Origin of the sequence: Anoxybacillus kestanbolensis, from assembly GCF_001996285.1 — a bacterium.
Classification (GTDB): domain Bacteria; phylum Bacillota; class Bacilli; order Bacillales; family Anoxybacillaceae; genus Anoxybacillus; species Anoxybacillus kestanbolensis_A.
In genome coordinates, this window is record NZ_MQAD01000003.1 from 21,085 (window position 1) to 40,900 (window position 19,816).

The following is a 19,816-nucleotide window of genomic DNA, read 5'->3' on the forward strand; positions in this document are numbered from 1 at the left end:
TTACATGTGGAAACGTGCGACCGCTTGACGAAGCTGTTCGGCAGTGCTTGCGAGTTCTTGCGAAGAAGCGAGCAACTCTTGCATCGTTGCGTTTTGTTCTTCCGTTGCTGCGGCCACTTGTTCAATGTTTCTTGCCGATTGCGATGAAATGTCAATAATTTGATCGGCAAATGACGTCATCGTTTTTACTTTTTCGTCAACGGCGCGAATTGTATCGTGCGCTGTATCACTTTCTGCTTGGACGCGCGCCATATCGGTCGAAATGGAATGGAAAATATGTCCGACTTGTTCGACGAGCGAATGACCTGTTTGGAACGATTCGCTGCTTTCATTCATCACATGTACGGCGTGCGCCGTTTGCGTTTGCGACTGCTCAGCAAGGGTGCGAATGTTGCCGGCCGCATGCGCCGTTTGTTCAGCAAGCTTACGCACTTCTTCAGCGACGACGCCAAATCCTTTTCCGTGTTCGCCTGCTCGTGCAGCTTCAATGGCGGCGTTTAACGCAAGCAAGTTCGTTTGATCGGAAATGCTCGTAATAAAGCCGACGATTTGATGAATTTCTTTTGACTTATCGTTTAGCGATTCAATGACGGTAGCAAGCCGCTCAATTTGTTCGCGAATGAGCTTCATTTGTGCAACCGTTTGCTCTACTAGTGCCGTTCCTTCGCTAACGCGTTTCGTTGCTTCGTTTGTTCGTTTCGTCGTTTCAGATACTTTTACCATGACGGTCGTTAGCGCATCAGATACGTCATGTACCGCTTCATTTGTTTGTTTCGATACATTCACTTGCTCATCTGCACCAGAGGCAACTTCGAGAATGGCTTGTGTAATTTGTTCGTTTGCTTCCGTCGTTGCTTCTGCGTTAAGTCGCAACGTTTGTGACATGTCGTTGACGTGTGTAGCCGCCGCTTGAATTTGAGCGATCGATTGTTCCAATCCATCCGCCAATTCATTCATCGCTTGAGCAATTTGTCCGACTTCGTCATTTTTCGTATCGGTCAATCGTTCGACGCGCAAATTGCCGCGCGCAAGTTCATGACAAACATGGACGACGTCGTGTAATCGTTTGCTAATTTTTTGGCTGACGACGATTAAAGAGATGACCGATAAAACGATCGCTACAACGACGGTGATGATCATCATGAAAATGTTTTTCGCAATTGTATCGTTCATTTGCGTCGTCAGCGTGTTTCTGTCATCCATGACGATTTTTCTTAATAAATCAAGCTTTTCAATGCTCATGTCGCGAATCGTTGCGGCTTTATTTTGGAAGCTAATGACTTGGAAAATATCAATTTGTTCGCCGCGATCGCGATATGACAATACTGCAGGTTGAATCGTTTTATACAGCAGTTCGTTTAGTTGATTTTCAATGGAAATGGTTGAGTTGTAAATCACTTTTGCTTCTTCCGTTTGCATATGCGGTTCTAGCAGTTTTATTTTCTTATTGAATTGATCGGTTAAATCGTTATATTGCCAAAGCGTCTCTGGACGCGGATTTGTCATATAGTCAGTAATGACGATATATTTTTGTTTAAATAACGAACCGAGGTCGGTAATTAAAATGGCTTGGTCGCTTTTTTGTTCCACTTGTTTGACGACGTTCGTTAAGTTATTGACGAGTAAAAAAACAAAAATGAAAACGCTGACAAATAAAAGTGTAGCAAAGCTGAAAACGATCCCATATTTTTTCCCGATCGTCATCGCTTTGTTCGTTTTAGTTGTTTTCTTTTTTTTCTGAAAACGATTTGTCCATCGTCCTTTCATCATGAGTCCTCCTTTGCTTTCTTCTCATTATAGCATGACTGCTAGAGAGGGAGGGAGAGCATTTTTGGACAAAATGCCACGAATTTTGTCACAAATTTTTTATTGCAATCGGTTTCGAGTTCGGTTACAATTCAAATCAACAAGGAATCCGAAACGTTTTGGAGGAAATGAAAGTGACAACGATTAAAGATATTGCGAAAGCAGCTGGCGTGTCGGTAACGACCGTTTCTCGCGCGTTAAACGGTTATTCAGACGTCAGTGAAAAGACGCGCAAAAAAATTATGGACATCGCGAAACAGCTCAATTACAGCCCAAACACTTTAGCGCGAAGCCTTGTTATGAATAAATCGAAAACGATTGGGTTGCTCGTTTCGGGGATGACGCGCTCAGCGGTGAAAGATAATTTTACGTTTGAAGTGATGACAGGCGTTAACGATTACATCGCAAAAACAGACTATGATGTCATTTTGTTTAATACGAATTCGACGAAACAGCGGGAAAAGACGTATTCGCAACTATGTCGCGAGCGGCGCGTCGACGGCGTCATTTTGCAAGGCATTAAAACGGACGATCCGTATTTAACGGAAGTCGTCGAAAGCGATATCCCGTGCGTGTTGATCGACATTCCAATTCAGTCTGATCGCGTCGGATACGTCACAACCGATAACGTACATGGGGCGAAAAAAGCGGTGCAACATTTGCTTGAGCTTGGGCATCGCCACATCGCGATGATGAACGGACACGATTACGCTTTCGTAAGCAAACAGCGTCTGCAAGGGTTTTATGAGGCGATGGACGAAGCGAACGTGCCAGTTCAAAAAGAATGGATTGTAAACGGCGAATTTTCAGAGGAAATAGCGGAAGCGCGAGCGTACGAGCTGTTTACGAAACATCAACACATTACTGCGATTTTTTGTGCGAGCGATTTAATGGCGCTCGGTGTCATGAAAGCGCTCAAACAGCTCGGGTTACGCGTGCCTGAAGATGTATCTATCGTTGGATATGATGACATTTTGCTTGCCTCTTACGTTTCGCCGGCGCTTACGACGGTGGCACAAAATAAGTTTCAAATGGGCTATGAAGCGGCGAGCATGCTTATTGATATGCTTGAAGGAAATGAAGCGAAAGTCGTGACATTGCGAACGCAGCTTGTTGTGCGCGAGTCCACGGCGGAAGTGAAAAAAGGGTAGCCTTTTTTCATACGCAAAATCCGAAACGTTTTGGAAAAACGATATTCATACGAGGAAAGGGAGTTTATGATGCTGCAATACAACTTAGGAACAGGCGAGTATAAAAATTGGATCGTGTCAGAAGTGCAATTTAATCCATATGCGCTCGGAAAATGTGAAGCGATTATGGCGCTTGGCAACGGATATATGGGACTTCGTTCGGCGACGGAAGAGTCGTACGTCGGGCAAGTGCGCAATTTGTTTGTGGCTGGGACGTTTAACCAATTTGATGAATACGAAGTGACAGAGCTGCCGAATGCCCCCGATGTTGTTGAGTTAGACATTTGGTTAAACGGCGAAAAGTTTTCGCTCGAAAAAGGGAAAATCATTCATTATCGCCGCGATTTAAACATAAAAGATGCGGAATTAGTGCGCCACGTCATTTGGGAAAATGCGCGCGGCGAGCAGTTTGAATTGACGTTTCGCCGTTTTGTATCGCTAAAAAACTTGCATCTCATCGGCATGAAAATGGAAATAAAACCGCTCAATTGCGAGGCGCATATTCAAATCACATCCGGTATTAACGGACAAATGACAAATAGCGGGGCGCAACATTTCCACGAAGGTGAAAAGCGCATTTTCGATAAAACGTATTTGCAGCTCATTCAAACGACGACGGAATCGAAAATTGATTTTGTTGTGAATGTAACGCATCGGTATATGATTGACGGAAAAGAAATCGAAGTCGAGCCGCGCATGGCGATGGACCGACGCAAAGTGTTTATTCAAGTTGCATTTGATGTGAAGCAAGGGGAGACGCTCACGTTTGAAAAGATTGCGAACGTATATACAAGTCGCGATAAACAGTACGATCATGACGCATACAGCCTTGATATCATGCGACAAGAGGCGTTAAATGACTTAAAAGAAGAGGCGAAAAAAGGGTACGATGCGCTCTTTTCCGAAAACGTTTCGGAATGGAAAAAGCGTTGGGAACAAATGAACATTACGATCGAAAGTGAAAACGAATTTGACCAGCTTGCCATTCGTTTTGCGCATTACCATTTAATTATTATGACGCCAGCGCATGATGCCCGCTTCGGTGTCGCGGCGAAAGGGTTGACAGGCGAAGGGTATAAAGGGCATTCGTTTTGGGATACAGAAATTTTCATTTTGCCGTTTTTCACGTACACGTTCCCGCATATCGCCCGCAGCTTGCTTGAATATCGATACAACACGATTGAAGGGGCGCGCCGAAAAGCGAAAGCGAACGGCTATGAAGGGGCAATGTATCCATGGGAGTCAGCATTTACGGGCGATGAAGTGACGCCGGTATGGGGCGCTGTCGATATTGTCACCGGAAAAGCGACGAAAATTTGGTCGGGCTTTATTGAACAACATATTACGAGCGACATCGCTTTTGCGGTATGGCAATATTACAAAGTGACAGGCGATGACGACTTTATGGAGCGTTACGGTTATGAAATGTTGTTTGATACGGCAACGTTTTGGGCGAGCCGCTTAGAGTGGAATGAAGAAAAACAACAATATCACATTAACGATGTCATCGGCCCAGATGAATATAAAGAGCACGTCAACAACAACGCTTTCACAAACTATATGGCGCATTGGAATATCGAAACGGCGATTCGCTATTATGAAAGATTAAAAGAAACGAACGCAGCACTTCTTGACGCGTTGCACGAAAAAATTGGCGTACATGACGCGTATAAAAAATGGAAAGAAAAAGTCGATCTCATTTACTTGCCGCAGCCGCGCGAAGAAGATCTCGTCATCCCGCAAGATGACACATATTTAACAAAACAAATCATCGACTTAACGAAATATAAAAAACAAACGCGCGTCGGCACGATTTTTGAAGATTACAACCTCGAACAAGTAAACAACATACAAGTATCAAAACAAGCGGACATTATGGTGTTGTTTTACTTGCTAGAAAACAAGTTTTCGCAAGAAGTGAAACGAGCGAACTGGAACTACTATGAGCCAAAAACGTTGCACGATTCATCGCTCAGCTTATCGACGCATTGCATTTTAGCGAGCGATATGGACGATCGCGAGTTGGCGTACGAATTGTTTGAACAAGCGGCCCGCATCGACTTAGGACCGAATATGAAATCGTCGGATCACGGCATGCATACCGCATCGATCGGCGGCGTCTGGCAATCAGTCGTGTGTGGATTCGGCGGCGTGCGCATGTTGGACGGGAAATTGCGCATCCATCCGAAGCTTCCAAAACAATGGAAAAAATTATCGTTCCCAATTTATTGGCGTGGCGACCGATTAGAAGTGACGGCGACGCACGAACAACTTGTTGTGAAAAAAGTGACGAACGTCCACGATGCCGTGACGTTTGATGTGTTCGGTACCGTATATGAAGTAAAAGATGAAGTGACAATTCCACTTACATGAAAGGGTTTGACATAATGAACAAGCAATTGAACGCAGTCATTTTCGATTTAGACGGTGTCATAACCGATACGGCAGAGTACCATTTTATCGCATGGAAACAGCTTGCAGAACAATTAGGCATCACGTTTGATCGCGCGTTTAACGAGCAATTAAAAGGGGTGAGCCGCATGGAGTCGCTTGAGCGCATTTTAGCGCTCGGCGGCCAAGCGGATCGCTATACAACAGCGGAAAAAGAGGCGCTGGCGCATAAAAAAAATGAGCATTACAAACAGCTCATTGCGCGCATGACACCGAACGATTTGCTTCCTGGCATGCTCGATTTATTGCGAGAGTTGAAGCGCAATCATATAAAAATCGGCTTAGCGTCCGCAAGTAAAAATGCGTTTACGGTTATCGAACGGCTCGGCATTCGGGAATATTTCGATACGATTGTCGATGCGGCAAAAGTACAAAACAGCAAGCCGCACCCAGAAATTTTCCTTACTGCCGCCGAGCAGTTACGTGTCGCTCCGTCGACGTGCGTTGGCGTAGAAGATGCGCAAGCAGGGGTGGCTGCCATTAAAGCAGCAAACATGTTTGCGATTGGTGTTGGCGACAAAGAAGCGTTAAAAGAAGCAGACTATATCGTCAAAACGACAGCCGATTTAACATACGATGCCATTGTACATGCTTTTCATCGGGAATAAGGGAGCTCGTCTCCCTTCCATATGCTACATTGAATAAGAAAGGGGTCTTATGAAATGAAAAAGAAACAATGGTTTGCAGTTGGGATGTCGACGTTGCTTTTTGGAAGCGTTTTAGCAGGATGTGGCGGTGAAGAAAAAACAGCGAAAAACGAAAGCAATGGTGAAACGAAAGAAGAACAAGTGGAAGTGACGCTTGCTGGTTGGGGCGGCAACCCAATGGAACAAAAGTTGTTGAAACAAACGTTAGATGAATTTGAGAAAAAATATCCGAACATTAAAGTCAAACATGAAGTCATTTCCGATCAATATATGGACGTCATTAAAACGCGCTTAATTGGCGGCGAAGGTCCAGACGTATTTTATTTAGATGCGTTCGAAGCGCCAGCGATGATCGAAACAGGCGTATTAGAGCCATTAGATGACTATGTGACAGACGATTTTGACATCGATGATTTTGAAAAGCCGCTTCTTGATGCGTTTAAAGGTCCAGACGGCAAAATATACGGCTTCCCGAAAGACTATTCGACGTTAGCGCTTTTCTACAACAAAAAAATGTTTGCCGAAGCAGGGTTAGATGTACCGAAAACGTGGGATGAATTGCGCGAAGCGGCGAAAAAATTAACAAAAGGAACAGAAGTGTACGGTTTCGGAGCAGCGCCAGAACTAGCGCGCCTATACTACATTGCGGAATCAAAAGGCGGCAAAGTTGTGACAGACAATAAAGCAAGCTTTGCCGATCCGAAAGTGGTTGAAGCGTTACAACCGATTGTCGATATGCGCTTAAAAGATAAATCAGCCGCGCAACCGAGCGAAGTAGGCGCCGGCTGGGGCGGCGAAATGTTCGGTCAACAAAAAGCTGCGATGGTTATTGAAGGAAACTGGGCGATTCCATTCCTCCAAGAAACGTTCCCGAATACGGAGTTCGGCACAGCCGAAGTACCGACGATCGACGGCAAAAAAGGAACGATGGCGTATACAGTTGCGTACGTCATGAACAAAGATTCACAAAAGAAAGAAGCGGCATGGAAACTCATTTCGTTTTTAACAGGAAAAGAAGGAATGAAAATTTGGACAAGTAAAGGTTTTGCGTTGCCAACTCGTAAATCGGTGGCGGCTGAATTAGGATATGATAAAGATGAATTGCGCGCCGCACTCGTTGCTGGAGCACCGTATGCAACCGTATGGCAAAACGGGACGAACTTGCCAATTATTATGAACAACTTTAACAACCAATTTGTCAGCGCCTTTTTAGGTGAACAACCGCTTGCTGAAGCGCTCAAAAAAGCGCAAGAGATTGCGAATAAAGAAATTGAAGCGAAGTAACGGCTGAGGGGACATTCCCCTCGCTGTTCCCTTCTTTCAAGTGAAGTGATACACAATCTTCACTTGAAAGAGGTGAATAGCACGAGATAAAGGAGATGAAAATATGTTTCGTCGTCAACGATGGAAAGAAGCAGGAACGGCATACACGTTATTATCACCAACGTTATTTGTTCTTCTTTTATTCGTCATCGGTCCAATTTTATTTGCGATTTATTTATCGTTTCATAAAGTGCAGTTGTTAGGAACAGCGAGCTTTCAATTTGTCGGATTCGATAACTTTACACGCATATTCGATGATACGCGAGCGAAAATCGCGCTTTGGAATACGGTGAAATACGTGGCGATCGTCGTACCGACGCAAACGATGTTAGCACTCGTTTTAGCGGCGACGCTCAATGCGGGTTTAAAAGGGGAAAAGTTTTTCCGCATCGTCTACTTTTTGCCGACGTTAACATCATCGGCTGTTTTGACGCTTATTTTTATGTGGATGTACAACCAAAATGGGCTTGTTAACCACGTGCTTCAATTTCTTGGCTTGCCGACATACAACTGGCTTGGTGATCCAGCTGTTGCGTTAAACGCCATTATGATTATGAACATTTGGTCAACCGCACCGTTTTTTATGGTCATTTATTTAGCCGCATTGCAAGACATTCCTGATTCATTATACGAAGCGGCGGAGTTAGACGGAGCAAACGCTTGGCATAAATTTTGGTACGTGACTGTGCCGTACTTAAAACCTGTCACATCGTTTGTCATCATTATGGGATTAATTGGTACGTTCCAATTATTTGACCAATCATACATTTTCTCAGGCGGCTCAGGCGGACCGAACAACGCCACGTTAACCGTCGTCCTACTGATTTATCAATATGCGTTTAAATCGCTCGGAACGATGGGATATGCGGCCGCGCTTGCGTTTGCGTTAGCGATCGTCATTTTACTTGCGACGTGGCTGCAACGAAAATTTTCAAAAGAAGAGTCGCTTTATTAAGGGGGGAAGGACATGCGATTTGGCAAAGCGTTGTTATATACGATTCTCGTGTTATATGCAATTGTGACGATGATTCCGTTTTTATGGGCGCTTTCGTCATCGTTTAAAACGCTTGAAGAGATTGTGGGCGGTTCGATTAGTTTTATTCCGAAAGACTTTACGCTTGATAATTATAAACAAATTTTCATCGAACAAGAGCTTTTCCCGCGTTGGTTTATGAATAGCGTCATTATTGCGGTGACGGTGACAATGTTGAATTTAATATTTAACTCGATGGCTGGTTATGCGCTCGCTCGCCTTCATTTCCGAGGAAAACAGACGATTTTTATGATCATTTTGGCGGTATTAATGATTCCAGCGCAAGTGACGATGATTCCGAACTATTTAATTTTAAAACAGCTCGGTTGGTTGAACTCGTATCAAGGGATGATTGTCCCAGCGATGATTAATGCGACGTTCATTTTTATGATGCGTCAATTTTTCATTAACTTCCCGAAAGAATTAGAAGAAGCGGCAGCGTTAGATGGGTTAAGCCGCATCGGTACGTTTTTCCGCATCGTGCTGCCGCTCGCTCGACCAGCGCTTGCCGCGCAAGCCATTTTCGTCTTTATGGGTTCGTGGAACGACTTTATGCGTCCGCTTATCATTTTATCCGATCCGCAACTGTTCACGTTGCCGTTAGGGTTAAATAGCTTTAAAGGACAATACATTAGCTATTGGAACTACATTATGGCGGCGTCAATGGTGTTTACGATGCCTGTATTAGTCATTTATGCATTTTTCAATCGCTACTTTATCAAAGGTATTTCGTTTACAGGTGGGAAATAGCTTTAATCTGTCCCATATCCGACGTCTTTGTCTGGATGAGCAAACGGTGCTAGTTCGCTCCGTTTTTCTTCGAGTAAGGCGCGGTTTTCGGGGGTATTCCAACCGATGTCGTTTGTTGGGTGCACCCATTCGTCACCCGCCATTACACTCGGATCGGTTTCGTCGCTCCATTCATGAAGTGGGGAGTTTGGCGAATTGTATTTACTATCGCCAATGACGACCCCATACCGATTGACAAATGGTGGTTTCATCTCGATGCCCGTTCCCTTAAATGACGGAGCATGTATTTGATGCGGTTGCGTCTCATTGAAAATGGGCGATTCGATTTCTTTTTCTTTTTCCATGATGATCACCTCATCATTAATGTGGCTAAATGGCGTATAAAATATGTCGTTTTGCATGACATTACTTGTGAGGGGGGATTTATATGCATTTTCCAATTGCGCAGTTGCATGAGCGCGACATCGCCCAAGTGCAACAATGGGAACAAACGCTTCGGCAACAAACAGGTGAAGACATTATATTGATTGCATACAAAGGAGTGGAACGTGATGAAAAGAAAAGTGAGACATGATGCAGCGAAAACAAATAACCAAACGCCGACAGAAAGCATGCCAAAAGACGAATTTGAAGCGCAATACGCTGGCGGAGAAGATATGAGCCGCGGCGCAAACCGAAATTCGAAAAAAGGACGGCAAGGAAAATGAAAAACAAACAAGCAGGCAAAACAATTCCGATTCCAAGCGACATATTAAAGGAAGAATTCGGACACGAACAAGGCGACATCAATGCCCATAAAGTGATGGAGTTAATGGAAGAGGCAAAGAAGAAAAAGTAGGAGTGGAGGCTCCTACTTTTCCATTTCCAAAAAATACGTCTCTGCTTTCATCGTCGTTTGGTTGAAGTATACGATCATCGCCATATGGCAATGGCGAATGTGTTTCGTTTGTAAATAATGCGGCAAGTCGAACGGGATCAGTTCAACGACCGTGTGTTTAAATAGTTCTTTTTCGCTTAGTGAAAGAAGGTGCGGTTGTTCGGACAGTTTTTCATATACGCGCGCGCGTACATGTTTGTCCGTTTTTTCATCCCACCACGGTTTGCGTGGTTTTTGTTTTTGATTGCGCAAATAGTCGTATTTCATCAACGCTTCGACAATTGGTAAGTTGGGCGTGTTTGTCGTTTGTAAAAACGAATAGAGGCGGCGGAATAAATCTTCAAGTTGATGTCCGATCCGCGCCCAACCTTGTTCATCCCAATACGTCCCAAACGACTGGAAAAAGTCAAATGGCGTGTCAAATAGATGGGTGACGATATATTCGATCGTCTCGTCCATCCGATGATCGTTCCAATATTTTTCAAGCACATCTTCGACTTGTTTTAAGCGAATGATGTCATGAAACGACAGCACGTTGTTTCGCAAAATTTCATACGGTGCGCGGTCCATAAAGACGTAGCCGTATTCGTTTGCCTTATGGCGTAAGCCTGTGCCGCGCAACATTTTCAAAAAGCCGAGTTGCAATTCTTCAGGACGGAGCGCAAATACGTCGTTAAACGTTTTGCGAAACGATGTGTAATCTTCTTCCGGAAGCCCGGCAATTAAATCAAGATGTTGGGCAATTTTTCCGCCTTGTTTGACCATCGTGACGGTGCGGGTGAGCTTTTCAAAATTTTGCTTCCGCATGACGAGTTTATTCACTTCATCGTTTGTCGACTGCACCCCGATTTCAAAACGGAATAGCCCTGGCGGCGCTTCTTTATTTAAAAATTCAATGACTTCTGGGCGCATAATGTCGGCCGTAATTTCAAATTGGAACACGACACCCGGCACGTGCTCGTCAATTAAAAATCGGAACATATCCATCGCATAGCTACGGCTAATGTTAAACGTGCGATCGACAAATTTAATTACTTTCGCTCCGTGTTTCATTAAATAACGTAAATCTTCCTTTATTTTTTCACGATCAAAGTAGCGGACGCCGACTTCAATCGACGATAAACAAAATTGGCAACTAAACGGACAGCCGCGGCTCGTCTCGACGTATGTGACGCGCTTCGACAAATGCGGGATATCTTCTGGAAAGCGAAACGGCGACGGCATGTTCGCTAAGTTGATTTTATTTCGTTGCGGGTTAATGACCGCTTTGCCGTCTTGATGAAACGCAAGACCAGCGATGTTTGCGACATCATCGCCATTTTGAAGCGCTGTCAGAAGCTGTTTAAACGTTTCTTCTCCTTCGCCGATGACGATATAATCAAACTCCGGCACGCGCTCAAGCCAATAAGCGACGTCATATGACACTTCCGGTCCACCGACGACGATTGTGACGGTCGGATGCACTTTTTTCAAAAGCTGAATAACTTCAATCGTCTGTTCGATGTTCCAAATGTAACAGCTAAACCCGACGACATCGGGTTTGCGGCGATATAAATCGGTGACGATGTTTAACACCGGGTCTTTAATTGTATATTCGACAAGCTCCACATGAAACTCCGGTTGGGCGTACGCTTTTAAATAGCGAATTGCTAAGTTCGTATGAATATATTTCGCATTCAACGTTGTACAGATGATATGCACTGCAAACGACTCCTTTATATGTAGGTTGCAACAAGTCATTATATCATATAAGAAGGGAAAGGAAAAAGGGTATCCTTTTTACAGGACACCCTTTTGTATTATGCTGAAATTTGGTTTTCGGCCCGTTTTGTTTTGCTGCGGTTTGACATCATAAACAAAATGAATGCGACGACGATGACGGCATAAAGGACAAACCAAACGTTAAAGCCGCCGACGATTAAGCCCATGCCGAGCATACCAGCCGCTAAAATGTAATATGTCATCGGAATGAGCGCTTTACGAATTAAACTTCCTTCTTGACCGACGAGGCCGACTGTTGCAGAAGCAGCAACGACGTTATGGACGCAAATCATATTTCCTGCTGCTCCACCAACAGCTTGCAGCGCAACGACGACCGCAGCGCCTGACGCCGATAAACCGATGCTTTCTGCTGTACCGAATTGGAAAAGCGAGAACATCATATTGCTGAACGTGTTGCTTCCTGCAATAAACGCTCCAAGCGCACCGATGAGCGGCGCCACGATCGGCCATGCTGAACCGGCGATGTGCGATACTCCTTCGGCTAAAACGAGCGGCATGCTCGCAAGCTCATCTGTTTTCGTATTAATGAAAATGTTGATCATCGGTACCGCGAAAATGAGTGCCGAACCTGCGCTTAATGCCGTTTTAAACGAATCGCTAAACGCTTTTTTGTAGCTTGAAGCGTCCATGCGATGTAACACGTACGTGATGAGCGAAACGACTAAGAAAATCGTACCTGGCAAGTAAAGTGGCGTTGATTTAATCGCAATGCCAGAGTTGAATAAGTTATCGATTAAAATGGTGACGCTTTCTCCTGTTAAAAATGTTTGTACTTCCGTTACTGTGCGCGTAATGATGAGCAACACAGCAACTAATACGTATGGGAACCAAGCGTTGAAAAGGGAAATGCGCTTTTTCCCTTGAGCGATGTTCGTTTGTTCATTGTTTAAACGCCCGATCCATTCTTGTTCCCAAGCGCTGCGATGTTCGAAATCAAACGTGTCTTTCGGCATAAACAATCCTGCTTTTGCCGCTGGTACGACGATCATCAGGCCGATTAACGCCCCGAATAACGATGGAAACTCTGGTCCGAGCACGTTTGCGATCATCGCATACGGAACGGTGAACGCCAATCCGGCAAACAACGCAAATTTCCATACGCGCAATCCTTCACGGAACGAACGATTTTTACCGAAAAAGCGCGTCATCATGCCGACCATAATAAGTGGAATAAACGTTCCGACTATCGCATGAATGAGGCCGACGTTTGCGGCAATTTGCAACAAATAATCCATAAACTCCATATCGCCAATCGCTTTCATAACCGCTTCTTGGTTAGCAAGCCCTGTATTAACTCCAACGAGAATTGGCGTACCGATTGCTCCGAAAGAAACAGGCGTACTTTGAATAATAAGCGCAACTAGTACGGCGGCCATCGCAGGAAAACCGATTGCGACAAGAAGCGGGGCAGCGATGGCTGCTGGCGTACCAAAACCTGCTGCACCTTCAATAAATGAACCGAACAACCAAGCGATAATGACCGCTTGAATGCGGCGGTCTGGCGAAATGTGAATAAACCCTTGACGAATCGTTTCGATCGCTCCGCTTTCTTTTACCGTATTTAAAAGCAATACCGCTCCAAATACGATAAACATAACTTCAATGGCGGTTTTTATCCCGTTGACGCTTGCGGCGGCGACAACATTGATGTTCGTCCCCCAAACGAACAAAGCGATCGCCGCGGTCACAACGAGCGCAACAGGCATCGCGCGGCTCGCTGGCCATTTCAGCACAACAAGAAATAAGAAAATTGTTAAAATTGGCAATAGTGCGATAAATGATAACATGTTCATCCCCCTTTGTTTATGTGAATGATATAACAATATGTGATGATGTAATTCCTTATCCCCTCCTCATAAGGTCATACAATCATCTGATGAGTATATCATAATGTAAGCGCAACCAATTTTCAATATGAATATTTAAAAATTTTTCACAGTTATTTTGTAAAAAAATATGATATGATATTCTATTTATGTGGGGGAGCAAACAAGAGATGATGGGGTGGACAGAGTGTACAAACAAATTAAACCGAAAAAAATATATGAAGAAGTAGCGGAAGCGATTTTACATATGATTCAAACGGGACAGTTAAAACCGGGCGATAAACTCGATTCCGTTCAACAACTAGCTGAAAATTTCCAAGTTGGGCGCGCAGCCATTCGCGAAGCGTTAACTGCGCTTCGAGCGATGGGGCTTATTGAAATGAAGCAAGGGGAAGGGACGTATGTGCGCGAATTCGATCCGGCGGTGTTGTCGTTTCCGATTTCTGCTGCTGTGCTGATGAATAAAGAAGACGTTGCCCATTTATTAGAAGTGCGCAAACTGCTTGAAGTTGGCGCAGCTGGATTGGCGGCGCTAAAACGGACGGAAGAAGATTTGCGCGCCATGCAAAGCGCCCTTGCGCAAATGCGTGAGGTGATCGGCGATGAAGAGCTTGGGGAACAGGCCGACTTTTTATTTCATATGGCGATTGCGGCGGCGACGAAAAATCCGTTATTAGTTAGCTTAATGAACAACGTATCTGGCATGATGATGGAGACGATGCGAGAAACGCGCCGCATTTGGCTGTTTGCCAAACAAGCGACGACAGAACAACTACTTGAAGACCATATCGCCATTTTTGAAGCGATTCGCGACCAAAACGCTGAACTTGCCCAAGAGCGAATGAAAGAACATTTAGGACATGTTGAAAAAGTGCTTGCTAACTACATATCTTTATAGTGGAGGTGCTCCCTCCGCCCTTAATCATCAGATGACCGGTTGACTAATTTTGCAATTGCATGTAAAGTGAAGGGAAAGAAAACGTTTTCTTGGAGAGGGGATTTCGGATGAACGTCACATTATTCGTTACATGTTTAGTCGACTTATTTCACGTGAACGTCGGAAAAGCGACAGTAGAGCTGTTAGAGCGGCTTGGATGCACAATTCATTTTCCAGAGGCGCAAACGTGCTGCGGACAGCCAGCGTACAATAGCGGGTATGTAAAAGAAGCGAAAGAAGCGATGAAACATATGATTCGCACGTTTGAACATGCAGAATATATCGTGACCCCATCCGGTTCGTGTGCCACGATGTTTAAAGAATATCCGCACATTTTTAAAGGTGACGGCGAATGGGAAGAGCGGGCGAAACGCGTTGCTGATAAAACATATGAACTGACGCAATTTATCGTTGATGTATTACAAGTCGAAGATGTCGGTGCGCAGTTAGAAGGAAAAGCGACGTACCATACGTCATGTCATATGACGCGCTTACTTGGCGTCAAAGATGCGCCGCTTACGCTTTTACAACACGTAAAAGAGCTTGAAGTTGTCCCTTTGCCGAACGCGCACAATTGCTGTGGATTTGGCGGTACGTTTTCAGTAAAAATGGGACCGATTTCGGAACAGATGGTCGATGAAAAAATTCAATGTATTGAACAAGTCGAAGCCGACTATTTAATCGGTGCAGACTGTGGCTGTTTAATGAATATCGGTGGGCGCATCGAACGAAAAGGCAAACCGATTCGCGTCATGCACATTGCCGAAGTGCTCAATAGTAGATAGGGGGGATTCATATGGCGATGAAAATTAACATGGGAGAATTTCACGAACGGGTGGAAAAGGGGATTCATAATACGTTTATGCGCGGAGCGGTTGCTGGAGCGCAAGAGCGGCTGCGCACGCGCCGATTAGAAGCAGCTGCTGAGCTTGGCAACTGGGAAGAATGGCGCGCGCTCGGAGAAGAAATTCGCCAACATACACTTGAAAACTTAGACTATTATTTAATGCAACTGAGCGAAAATGTAAAAAAACGCGGCGGGCACGTCTTTTTTGCGCAAACGGCAGAAGAAGCGAACGACTACATTTGCCGCGTCGTTGCAAGCAAACAAGCGAAAAAAATTGTGAAATCCAAATCGATGGTGACGGAAGAAATTCATATGAATGCCGCATTAGAGAAGCTTGGCTGTGAAGTCATTGAAACGGACCTTGGTGAATACATTTTGCAAGTCGATGACCACGATCCGCCATCGCACATCGTCGCACCTGCTCTTCATAAAAATAAAGAACAAATTCGCGACGTATTTCAAAAAAAGCTAGCGTATACAAAAACAGAAAAGCCAGAAGAACTGGCGCTTCATGCGCGTGCGATGTTGCGCCAACAATATTTAACCGCAGACGTCGGCATTACCGGATGCAATTTTGCGGTTGCGGAATCCGGTTCGATTACGCTTGTGACGAACGAAGGAAACGCCGATTTAGTCACCGCATTGCCGAAAACACAAATTACAGTCATGGGAATGGAGCGCATCGTACCGACGTTTGAAGAAATGGAAGTGCTCGTTAGTTTACTGACGAGAAGTGCGGTCGGGCAAAAATTGACGAGCTACATTACCGTATTAACCGGTCCGCGCGAGGAAGGGGAAGTGGACGGACCAGAAGAATTTCATCTCGTCATTGTCGACAACGGACGTTCTGACATTTTAGGGACGGAATTTCAACCGGTGTTGCAATGTATTCGTTGCGCGGCGTGCGTGAACGTTTGCCCTGTATACCGTCATATTGGAGGACATTCGTACGGTTCGATTTATTCTGGGCCGATCGGGGCGGTATTGTCTCCGCTTCTTGGCGGCTACGATGATTATAAAGAATTGCCGTATGCGTCCACGTTATGCGCCGCCTGTACGGAAGCATGTCCGGTAAAAATTCCGCTTCATGAACTGTTGTTAAAACATCGCCAAACGATTGTCGAACGGGAAGGAAAAGCGCCGATTTCGGAAAAATTAGCGATGAAAGCGTTCGGATTAGGTGCAGCATCATCGCTGTTATATAAGCTTGGTTCAAAAATTGCCCCGACTGCCGTCAATCCGTTTACGACAAACGACCGCATTTCGAAAGGTCCCGGACCGTTAAAAGCGTGGACGGACATTCGTGAATTTCCAGCGCCAGAAAAAGAACGGTTCCGCGACTGGTTGAAACAAAGGGGGAACGAATAATGGAAGCTTTTTTACAACGAATTGCTTCACGACTTGGACGCGATGTGCGCACGTCTGTTGAGCGCCCACAGTGGAAACATGCACCGCAACAAACGGTGTTTCAAGGATACAGCCAAAATGAATTGCTCGACGTATTAAAACAACAATGTACTCGCATTCATACGACGCTTGTTGAAACAAACAGCGCCGAGCTTCGTGATACGCTACAACAAGTCGTTGCTGCGCATGGCGGTGGACCGATCGTTGTCGCAAACGACGAGCGCTACGAACAGTTTGGGCTCTCCTCCTTTTTACAGAGAGAAGATGTGTACGTATGGGACGCTACACGTGGACGTGACAATATTGAAGCGGCAGAACGAGCTAATATCGGCATGACATGGAGCGACATGACGCTAGCGGAATCAGGAACGGTCGTGTTATTAAACAACCGCGATCAAGGGAGAACGATTAGCTTTTTACCGACGACGTATGTGGCGCTTATTCCGAAAAGTACAATCGTTCCGCGAATGACGCAAGCGGCGCACATCATTCGGGAGAAGCATGTTCCGTCATGCATCAATTTCATTACAGGTCCGAGCAACTCCGCAGATATTGAAATGAACTTAGTTGTCGGTGTGCATGGGCCGGTGAAAGCAACATATATCGTCATTACCGATCGTTAAGCAGCCGATGCGCTGCTTTTTTAATTCCAATCAGATTAGTAAAATTTTCGGAATATTAAGAAGGAATAAAAAAACAGATGGCGAATATACATCATAACTATGGGGAGGGAGCGATTGAGGAGGGAATGCGTTTGAGTTTGCAAAACATGATGGAAGAATCAAAATTCGTTCAGCTTTCGGTACAAGAAAAAGAGGCGATCGATCGGCGAATAAGTTTGTATAATTTTATTTTACAACAAGTGACAGACGCGATCGTTTTAGTAAAAGATGACGGGACGTTCGTAGACGTCAATGAAGCGGCGTGCCGTTTGTTTCGTGCGTCAAAAGAACAGTTGTTGCAAAAAAATTTTTACGAATACGCCTACCTTGTGCCAGAACATATTTTCCATTTTCAAAGACAAATGTTGCATAAATTTGGGACATACGACGATGAGCTCATCATCCGTTTAGCCGATGGCGAAATCAAACATGTGCAACTATTTATGCGCCGCTATAACGAACAACCGTTTAACTTATATATGATCCGCGACATTACCTCCAAAAAAGTGCTTGAGCGTGAACGGACGATTAACGAAACGTTATTTAAAGATTTGTTTAATCGCGCAGGCGACGGCATCGTCATTTTTGATGAACAAGGGCGCTTTATTGATGCGAATCCTTCCTTTTGTGCGAGTGTCAATGTCTCGAAAGAAGAGCTATTCAAATTATCGATTCAAACATTTATTCCAATTGAATATTACGGTTTATTTGAACAACTGTTGCTCACATTAAAACGAACGGGAACGGTATCGAGCGAACTTCCGTTTATTTTAGGGGACGGCATGCAAAAGCTGTTTGAACTGACGTTAACAGCGAACGTACATAGTGGCTTTTTTATGGCGATTATGCGCAACGTGACGGAAAAACGAAGCATGGAGATGAATTTGCAACGAAGCGAAGAGCGATTTCGTGCTATTTTTGAACAAGCTCATGAGGCGATTTTAATTTGCGATGACTTTGGAAATATTTTGCGCGCCAATCCAGCGGCAAGCCGAACGTTTGAATTGCCGCTTCATGACCTTGTTCATGCGAACTTAATGCAGTTTATTGATGCAAAAGATGAAAAAGTACGTCACGTGTTACGGCAATTTTTCCGCGATGGAGAAATTCGCGATGAATTAACGTTTCATATGCCAAACGGGGAGAAAAAACAACTTGAGTTTACTTCGAAAAAAGGGGTTATTAACGGCTATCATTTAACGATTTTTCGCAACGTAAGTGAACGGAGAAAAATGGAGAAACAGTTGCGCGAACAAGAACAAAAATTTCGCAACGTATTTAATCATGCGATGGACGGCATTGTGTTAATGGATAACGAACAGCGTATTTTTGATGCCAATCCTGTAGCATGCCGTATTTTCGCGCTTTCCAAAAAACAGTTGATGGAAAAAAGGTTGCATACATTTATCGGAAGCAACGATTTGCATAAATTTCAAATGTGGTTGAACAACGGAGAGGAAGAAGAACAATTTACAATTACAGATGGCGAAGGAAAGAAAAAAATCGTTGAATTATCGTTTAAACCGAACATTATTGAACATGTCGGTTTGATGATGGTGCGCGACATTACCGAGAAAAAAGAAATGGAAGAACAACTTCGCAAATCGGATACGTTAAGCGTCGTCGGTCAACTGGCGGCAGGCATTGCGCACGAAATTCGCAATCCGATGACAGCGCTAAAAGGATTTATTCAGCTTTTACAAGGAAGCATCGGCAATGATTGTGAACAACATAATATGTATTTTCACGTCATTATGTCGGAATTAAAGCGCATTGAGTCCATTATTACTGAATTTCTCGTTTTAGCAAAACCGCAAGCCGTTCATTACGAGCGAGGCGATGTCGCAAAAATTATGCAAGAGACGGTCGATTTGTTAAGTGTACAAGCGACGATGCATAACATTCAAATTGAAGCCACATATGAGCCGGTTCCGCCGATTTATTGCGATTCGAAACAACTAAAACAAGTGTTTATTAACATATTAAAAAATGCAATTGAAGTGATGCCAAAAGGCGGAACGATTACCGTTTCCGTGGCGCACGTTGCAGAGGGGGTACGCATTTCTGTCCGCGATGAAGGAAGCGGCATTCCGAAAGATAAAATCAAAAAATTAGGCGAACCGTTTTATACGACGAAAGAGCGCGGAACGGGACTTGGCTTAATGGTCAGCTATAAAATTATTGAAGAACATCAAGGGCGCATTGACGTCGAAAGCGAAGTCGGGGTTGGTACAACGTTTTATATTACTTTACCAATTGATAATGACATGCGATGAAC

Annotated in this window: 18 protein-coding genes; 14 read left to right on the plus strand and 4 right to left on the minus strand. The window is 44.5% G+C overall.

The window, feature by feature from the left end; genetic code table 11:
- Positions 1 to 1,767 carry a methyl-accepting chemotaxis protein gene (locus BO219_RS01900; protein ID WP_077428095.1) on the minus strand — a complete coding sequence of 589 codons (1,767 nt, stop codon included), beginning with the start codon at positions 1,765 to 1,767 and terminating at the stop codon, positions 1 to 3.
- Between the two features lie 173 nt (positions 1,768 to 1,940).
- Between BO219_RS01900 and BO219_RS01905 the strand changes: the two genes are divergently transcribed.
- The 6 genes from BO219_RS01905 (at position 1,941) to BO219_RS01930 (ending at position 9,200) form a co-directional block, all read left to right on the plus strand.
- Complete coding sequence (locus BO219_RS01905) at positions 1,941 to 2,957, plus strand: LacI family DNA-binding transcriptional regulator (RefSeq protein ID WP_077428153.1); 1,017 nt, start codon at positions 1,941 to 1,943, stop codon at positions 2,955 to 2,957.
- Between the two features lie 69 nt (positions 2,958 to 3,026).
- Positions 3,027 to 5,369 carry a glycoside hydrolase family 65 protein gene (locus BO219_RS01910; protein ID WP_077428155.1) on the plus strand — a complete coding sequence of 781 codons (2,343 nt, stop codon included), beginning with the start codon at positions 3,027 to 3,029 and terminating at the stop codon, positions 5,367 to 5,369.
- Positions 5,366 to 6,055: a beta-phosphoglucomutase gene (pgmB, locus tag BO219_RS01915; protein ID WP_077428097.1), complete on the plus strand. Its 690-nt coding sequence runs from the start codon at positions 5,366 to 5,368 to the stop codon at positions 6,053 to 6,055. Before BO219_RS01910 ends, pgmB begins: the two co-directional genes overlap by 4 nt.
- Positions 6,056 to 6,109: 54 nt before the next feature.
- On the plus strand, positions 6,110 to 7,378 hold the full coding sequence (locus BO219_RS01920) for an ABC transporter substrate-binding protein (protein WP_077428099.1): 1,269 nt from the start codon (positions 6,110 to 6,112) through the stop codon (positions 7,376 to 7,378).
- 103 nt (positions 7,379 to 7,481) lie between these two features.
- Positions 7,482 to 8,372: a carbohydrate ABC transporter permease gene (locus tag BO219_RS01925; RefSeq protein WP_077428101.1), complete on the plus strand. Its 891-nt coding sequence runs from the start codon at positions 7,482 to 7,484 to the stop codon at positions 8,370 to 8,372.
- A 12-nt stretch (positions 8,373 to 8,384) separates the two neighbouring features.
- Complete coding sequence (locus BO219_RS01930) at positions 8,385 to 9,200, plus strand: carbohydrate ABC transporter permease (protein ID WP_077428103.1); 816 nt, start codon at positions 8,385 to 8,387, stop codon at positions 9,198 to 9,200.
- Positions 9,201 to 9,202: 2 nt separating this feature from the next.
- Here BO219_RS01930 and BO219_RS01935 read toward each other — a convergent pair whose 3' ends face one another.
- On the minus strand, positions 9,203 to 9,544 hold the full coding sequence (locus BO219_RS01935; protein WP_077428105.1) for a DUF3905 domain-containing protein: 342 nt from the start codon (positions 9,542 to 9,544) through the stop codon (positions 9,203 to 9,205).
- Positions 9,545 to 9,627: 83 nt separating this feature from the next.
- Here BO219_RS01935 and BO219_RS14615 point away from each other — a divergent pair, with 83 nt between their 5' ends.
- Genes BO219_RS14615 through BO219_RS14980 form a run of 3 tightly spaced genes read left to right on the plus strand, consistent with a single transcriptional unit; the run spans position 9,628 to position 10,038 of the window.
- Complete coding sequence (locus BO219_RS14615; RefSeq protein ID WP_198936621.1) at positions 9,628 to 9,774, plus strand: hypothetical protein; 147 nt, start codon at positions 9,628 to 9,630, stop codon at positions 9,772 to 9,774.
- On the plus strand, positions 9,752 to 9,907 hold the full coding sequence (locus tag BO219_RS14620; RefSeq protein WP_198936623.1) for a hypothetical protein: 156 nt from the start codon (positions 9,752 to 9,754) through the stop codon (positions 9,905 to 9,907). The genes BO219_RS14615 and BO219_RS14620 overlap by 23 nt, the downstream gene beginning before the upstream one ends.
- On the plus strand, positions 9,904 to 10,038 hold the full coding sequence (locus tag BO219_RS14980; protein ID WP_255720833.1) for a hypothetical protein: 135 nt from the start codon (positions 9,904 to 9,906) through the stop codon (positions 10,036 to 10,038). Before BO219_RS14620 ends, BO219_RS14980 begins: the two co-directional genes overlap by 4 nt.
- A gap of 12 nt (positions 10,039 to 10,050) precedes the next feature.
- Here BO219_RS14980 and BO219_RS01940 read toward each other — a convergent pair whose 3' ends face one another.
- Both BO219_RS01940 and BO219_RS01945 read right to left on the minus strand, forming a co-directional pair.
- Positions 10,051 to 11,778: a B12-binding domain-containing radical SAM protein gene (locus BO219_RS01940; protein WP_077428107.1), complete on the minus strand. Its 1,728-nt coding sequence runs from the start codon at positions 11,776 to 11,778 to the stop codon at positions 10,051 to 10,053.
- 98 nt (positions 11,779 to 11,876) lie between these two features.
- A complete protein-coding gene (locus BO219_RS01945; protein ID WP_077428109.1) occupies positions 11,877 to 13,652 on the minus strand; it encodes an L-lactate permease in 1,776 nt (591 codons plus the stop codon).
- Between the two features lie 211 nt (positions 13,653 to 13,863).
- Here BO219_RS01945 and BO219_RS01950 point away from each other — a divergent pair, with 211 nt between their 5' ends.
- The 5 genes from BO219_RS01950 (at position 13,864) to BO219_RS01970 (ending at position 19,814) form a co-directional block, all read left to right on the plus strand.
- Positions 13,864 to 14,583 (plus strand): FadR/GntR family transcriptional regulator, encoded by a 720-nt coding sequence (locus BO219_RS01950; protein WP_077428111.1) that lies wholly within the window; start codon positions 13,864 to 13,866, stop codon positions 14,581 to 14,583.
- A gap of 107 nt (positions 14,584 to 14,690) precedes the next feature.
- On the plus strand, positions 14,691 to 15,407 hold the full coding sequence (locus tag BO219_RS01955; RefSeq protein ID WP_077428113.1) for a (Fe-S)-binding protein: 717 nt from the start codon (positions 14,691 to 14,693) through the stop codon (positions 15,405 to 15,407).
- A gap of 11 nt (positions 15,408 to 15,418) precedes the next feature.
- Complete coding sequence (locus BO219_RS01960; RefSeq protein WP_077428115.1) at positions 15,419 to 16,837, plus strand: LutB/LldF family L-lactate oxidation iron-sulfur protein; 1,419 nt, start codon at positions 15,419 to 15,421, stop codon at positions 16,835 to 16,837.
- On the plus strand, positions 16,837 to 17,499 hold the full coding sequence (locus tag BO219_RS01965) for a LutC/YkgG family protein (protein WP_077428117.1): 663 nt from the start codon (positions 16,837 to 16,839) through the stop codon (positions 17,497 to 17,499). The genes BO219_RS01960 and BO219_RS01965 overlap by 1 nt, the downstream gene beginning before the upstream one ends.
- A gap of 125 nt (positions 17,500 to 17,624) precedes the next feature.
- Positions 17,625 to 19,814 carry a PAS domain-containing sensor histidine kinase gene (locus tag BO219_RS01970; RefSeq protein WP_077428157.1) on the plus strand — a complete coding sequence of 730 codons (2,190 nt, stop codon included), beginning with the start codon at positions 17,625 to 17,627 and terminating at the stop codon, positions 19,812 to 19,814.
- Positions 19,815 to 19,816: the final 2 nt, after the last annotated feature.

Coding starts and splice junctions, on each gene's coding strand:
- pgmB (WP_077428097.1), top strand. CDS start 5,366: ATGAAAGGGTTTGACATAATGAACAAGCAATTGAACGCAGTCATTTTC.
- BO219_RS01930 (WP_077428103.1), top strand. CDS start 8,385: ATGCGATTTGGCAAAGCGTTGTTATATACGATTCTCGTGTTATATGCA.
- BO219_RS01910 (WP_077428155.1), top strand. CDS start 3,027: ATGCTGCAATACAACTTAGGAACAGGCGAGTATAAAAATTGGATCGTG.
- BO219_RS01920 (WP_077428099.1), top strand. CDS start 6,110: ATGAAAAAGAAACAATGGTTTGCAGTTGGGATGTCGACGTTGCTTTTT.
- BO219_RS01955 (WP_077428113.1), top strand. CDS start 14,691: ATGAACGTCACATTATTCGTTACATGTTTAGTCGACTTATTTCACGTG.
- BO219_RS14980 (WP_255720833.1), top strand. CDS start 9,904: ATGAAAAACAAACAAGCAGGCAAAACAATTCCGATTCCAAGCGACATA.
- BO219_RS01965 (WP_077428117.1), top strand. CDS start 16,837: ATGGAAGCTTTTTTACAACGAATTGCTTCACGACTTGGACGCGATGTG.
- BO219_RS01935 (WP_077428105.1), bottom strand. CDS start 9,544: ATGGAAAAAGAAAAAGAAATCGAATCGCCCATTTTCAATGAGACGCAA.
- BO219_RS01945 (WP_077428109.1), bottom strand. CDS start 13,652: ATGAACATGTTATCATTTATCGCACTATTGCCAATTTTAACAATTTTC.
- BO219_RS01900 (WP_077428095.1), bottom strand. CDS start 1,767: ATGAAAGGACGATGGACAAATCGTTTTCAGAAAAAAAAGAAAACAACT.
- BO219_RS14620 (WP_198936623.1), top strand. CDS start 9,752: ATGAAAAGAAAAGTGAGACATGATGCAGCGAAAACAAATAACCAAACG.
- BO219_RS01960 (WP_077428115.1), top strand. CDS start 15,419: ATGGCGATGAAAATTAACATGGGAGAATTTCACGAACGGGTGGAAAAG.
- BO219_RS01925 (WP_077428101.1), top strand. CDS start 7,482: ATGTTTCGTCGTCAACGATGGAAAGAAGCAGGAACGGCATACACGTTA.
- BO219_RS01970 (WP_077428157.1), top strand. CDS start 17,625: ATGCGTTTGAGTTTGCAAAACATGATGGAAGAATCAAAATTCGTTCAG.
- BO219_RS14615 (WP_198936621.1), top strand. CDS start 9,628: ATGCATTTTCCAATTGCGCAGTTGCATGAGCGCGACATCGCCCAAGTG.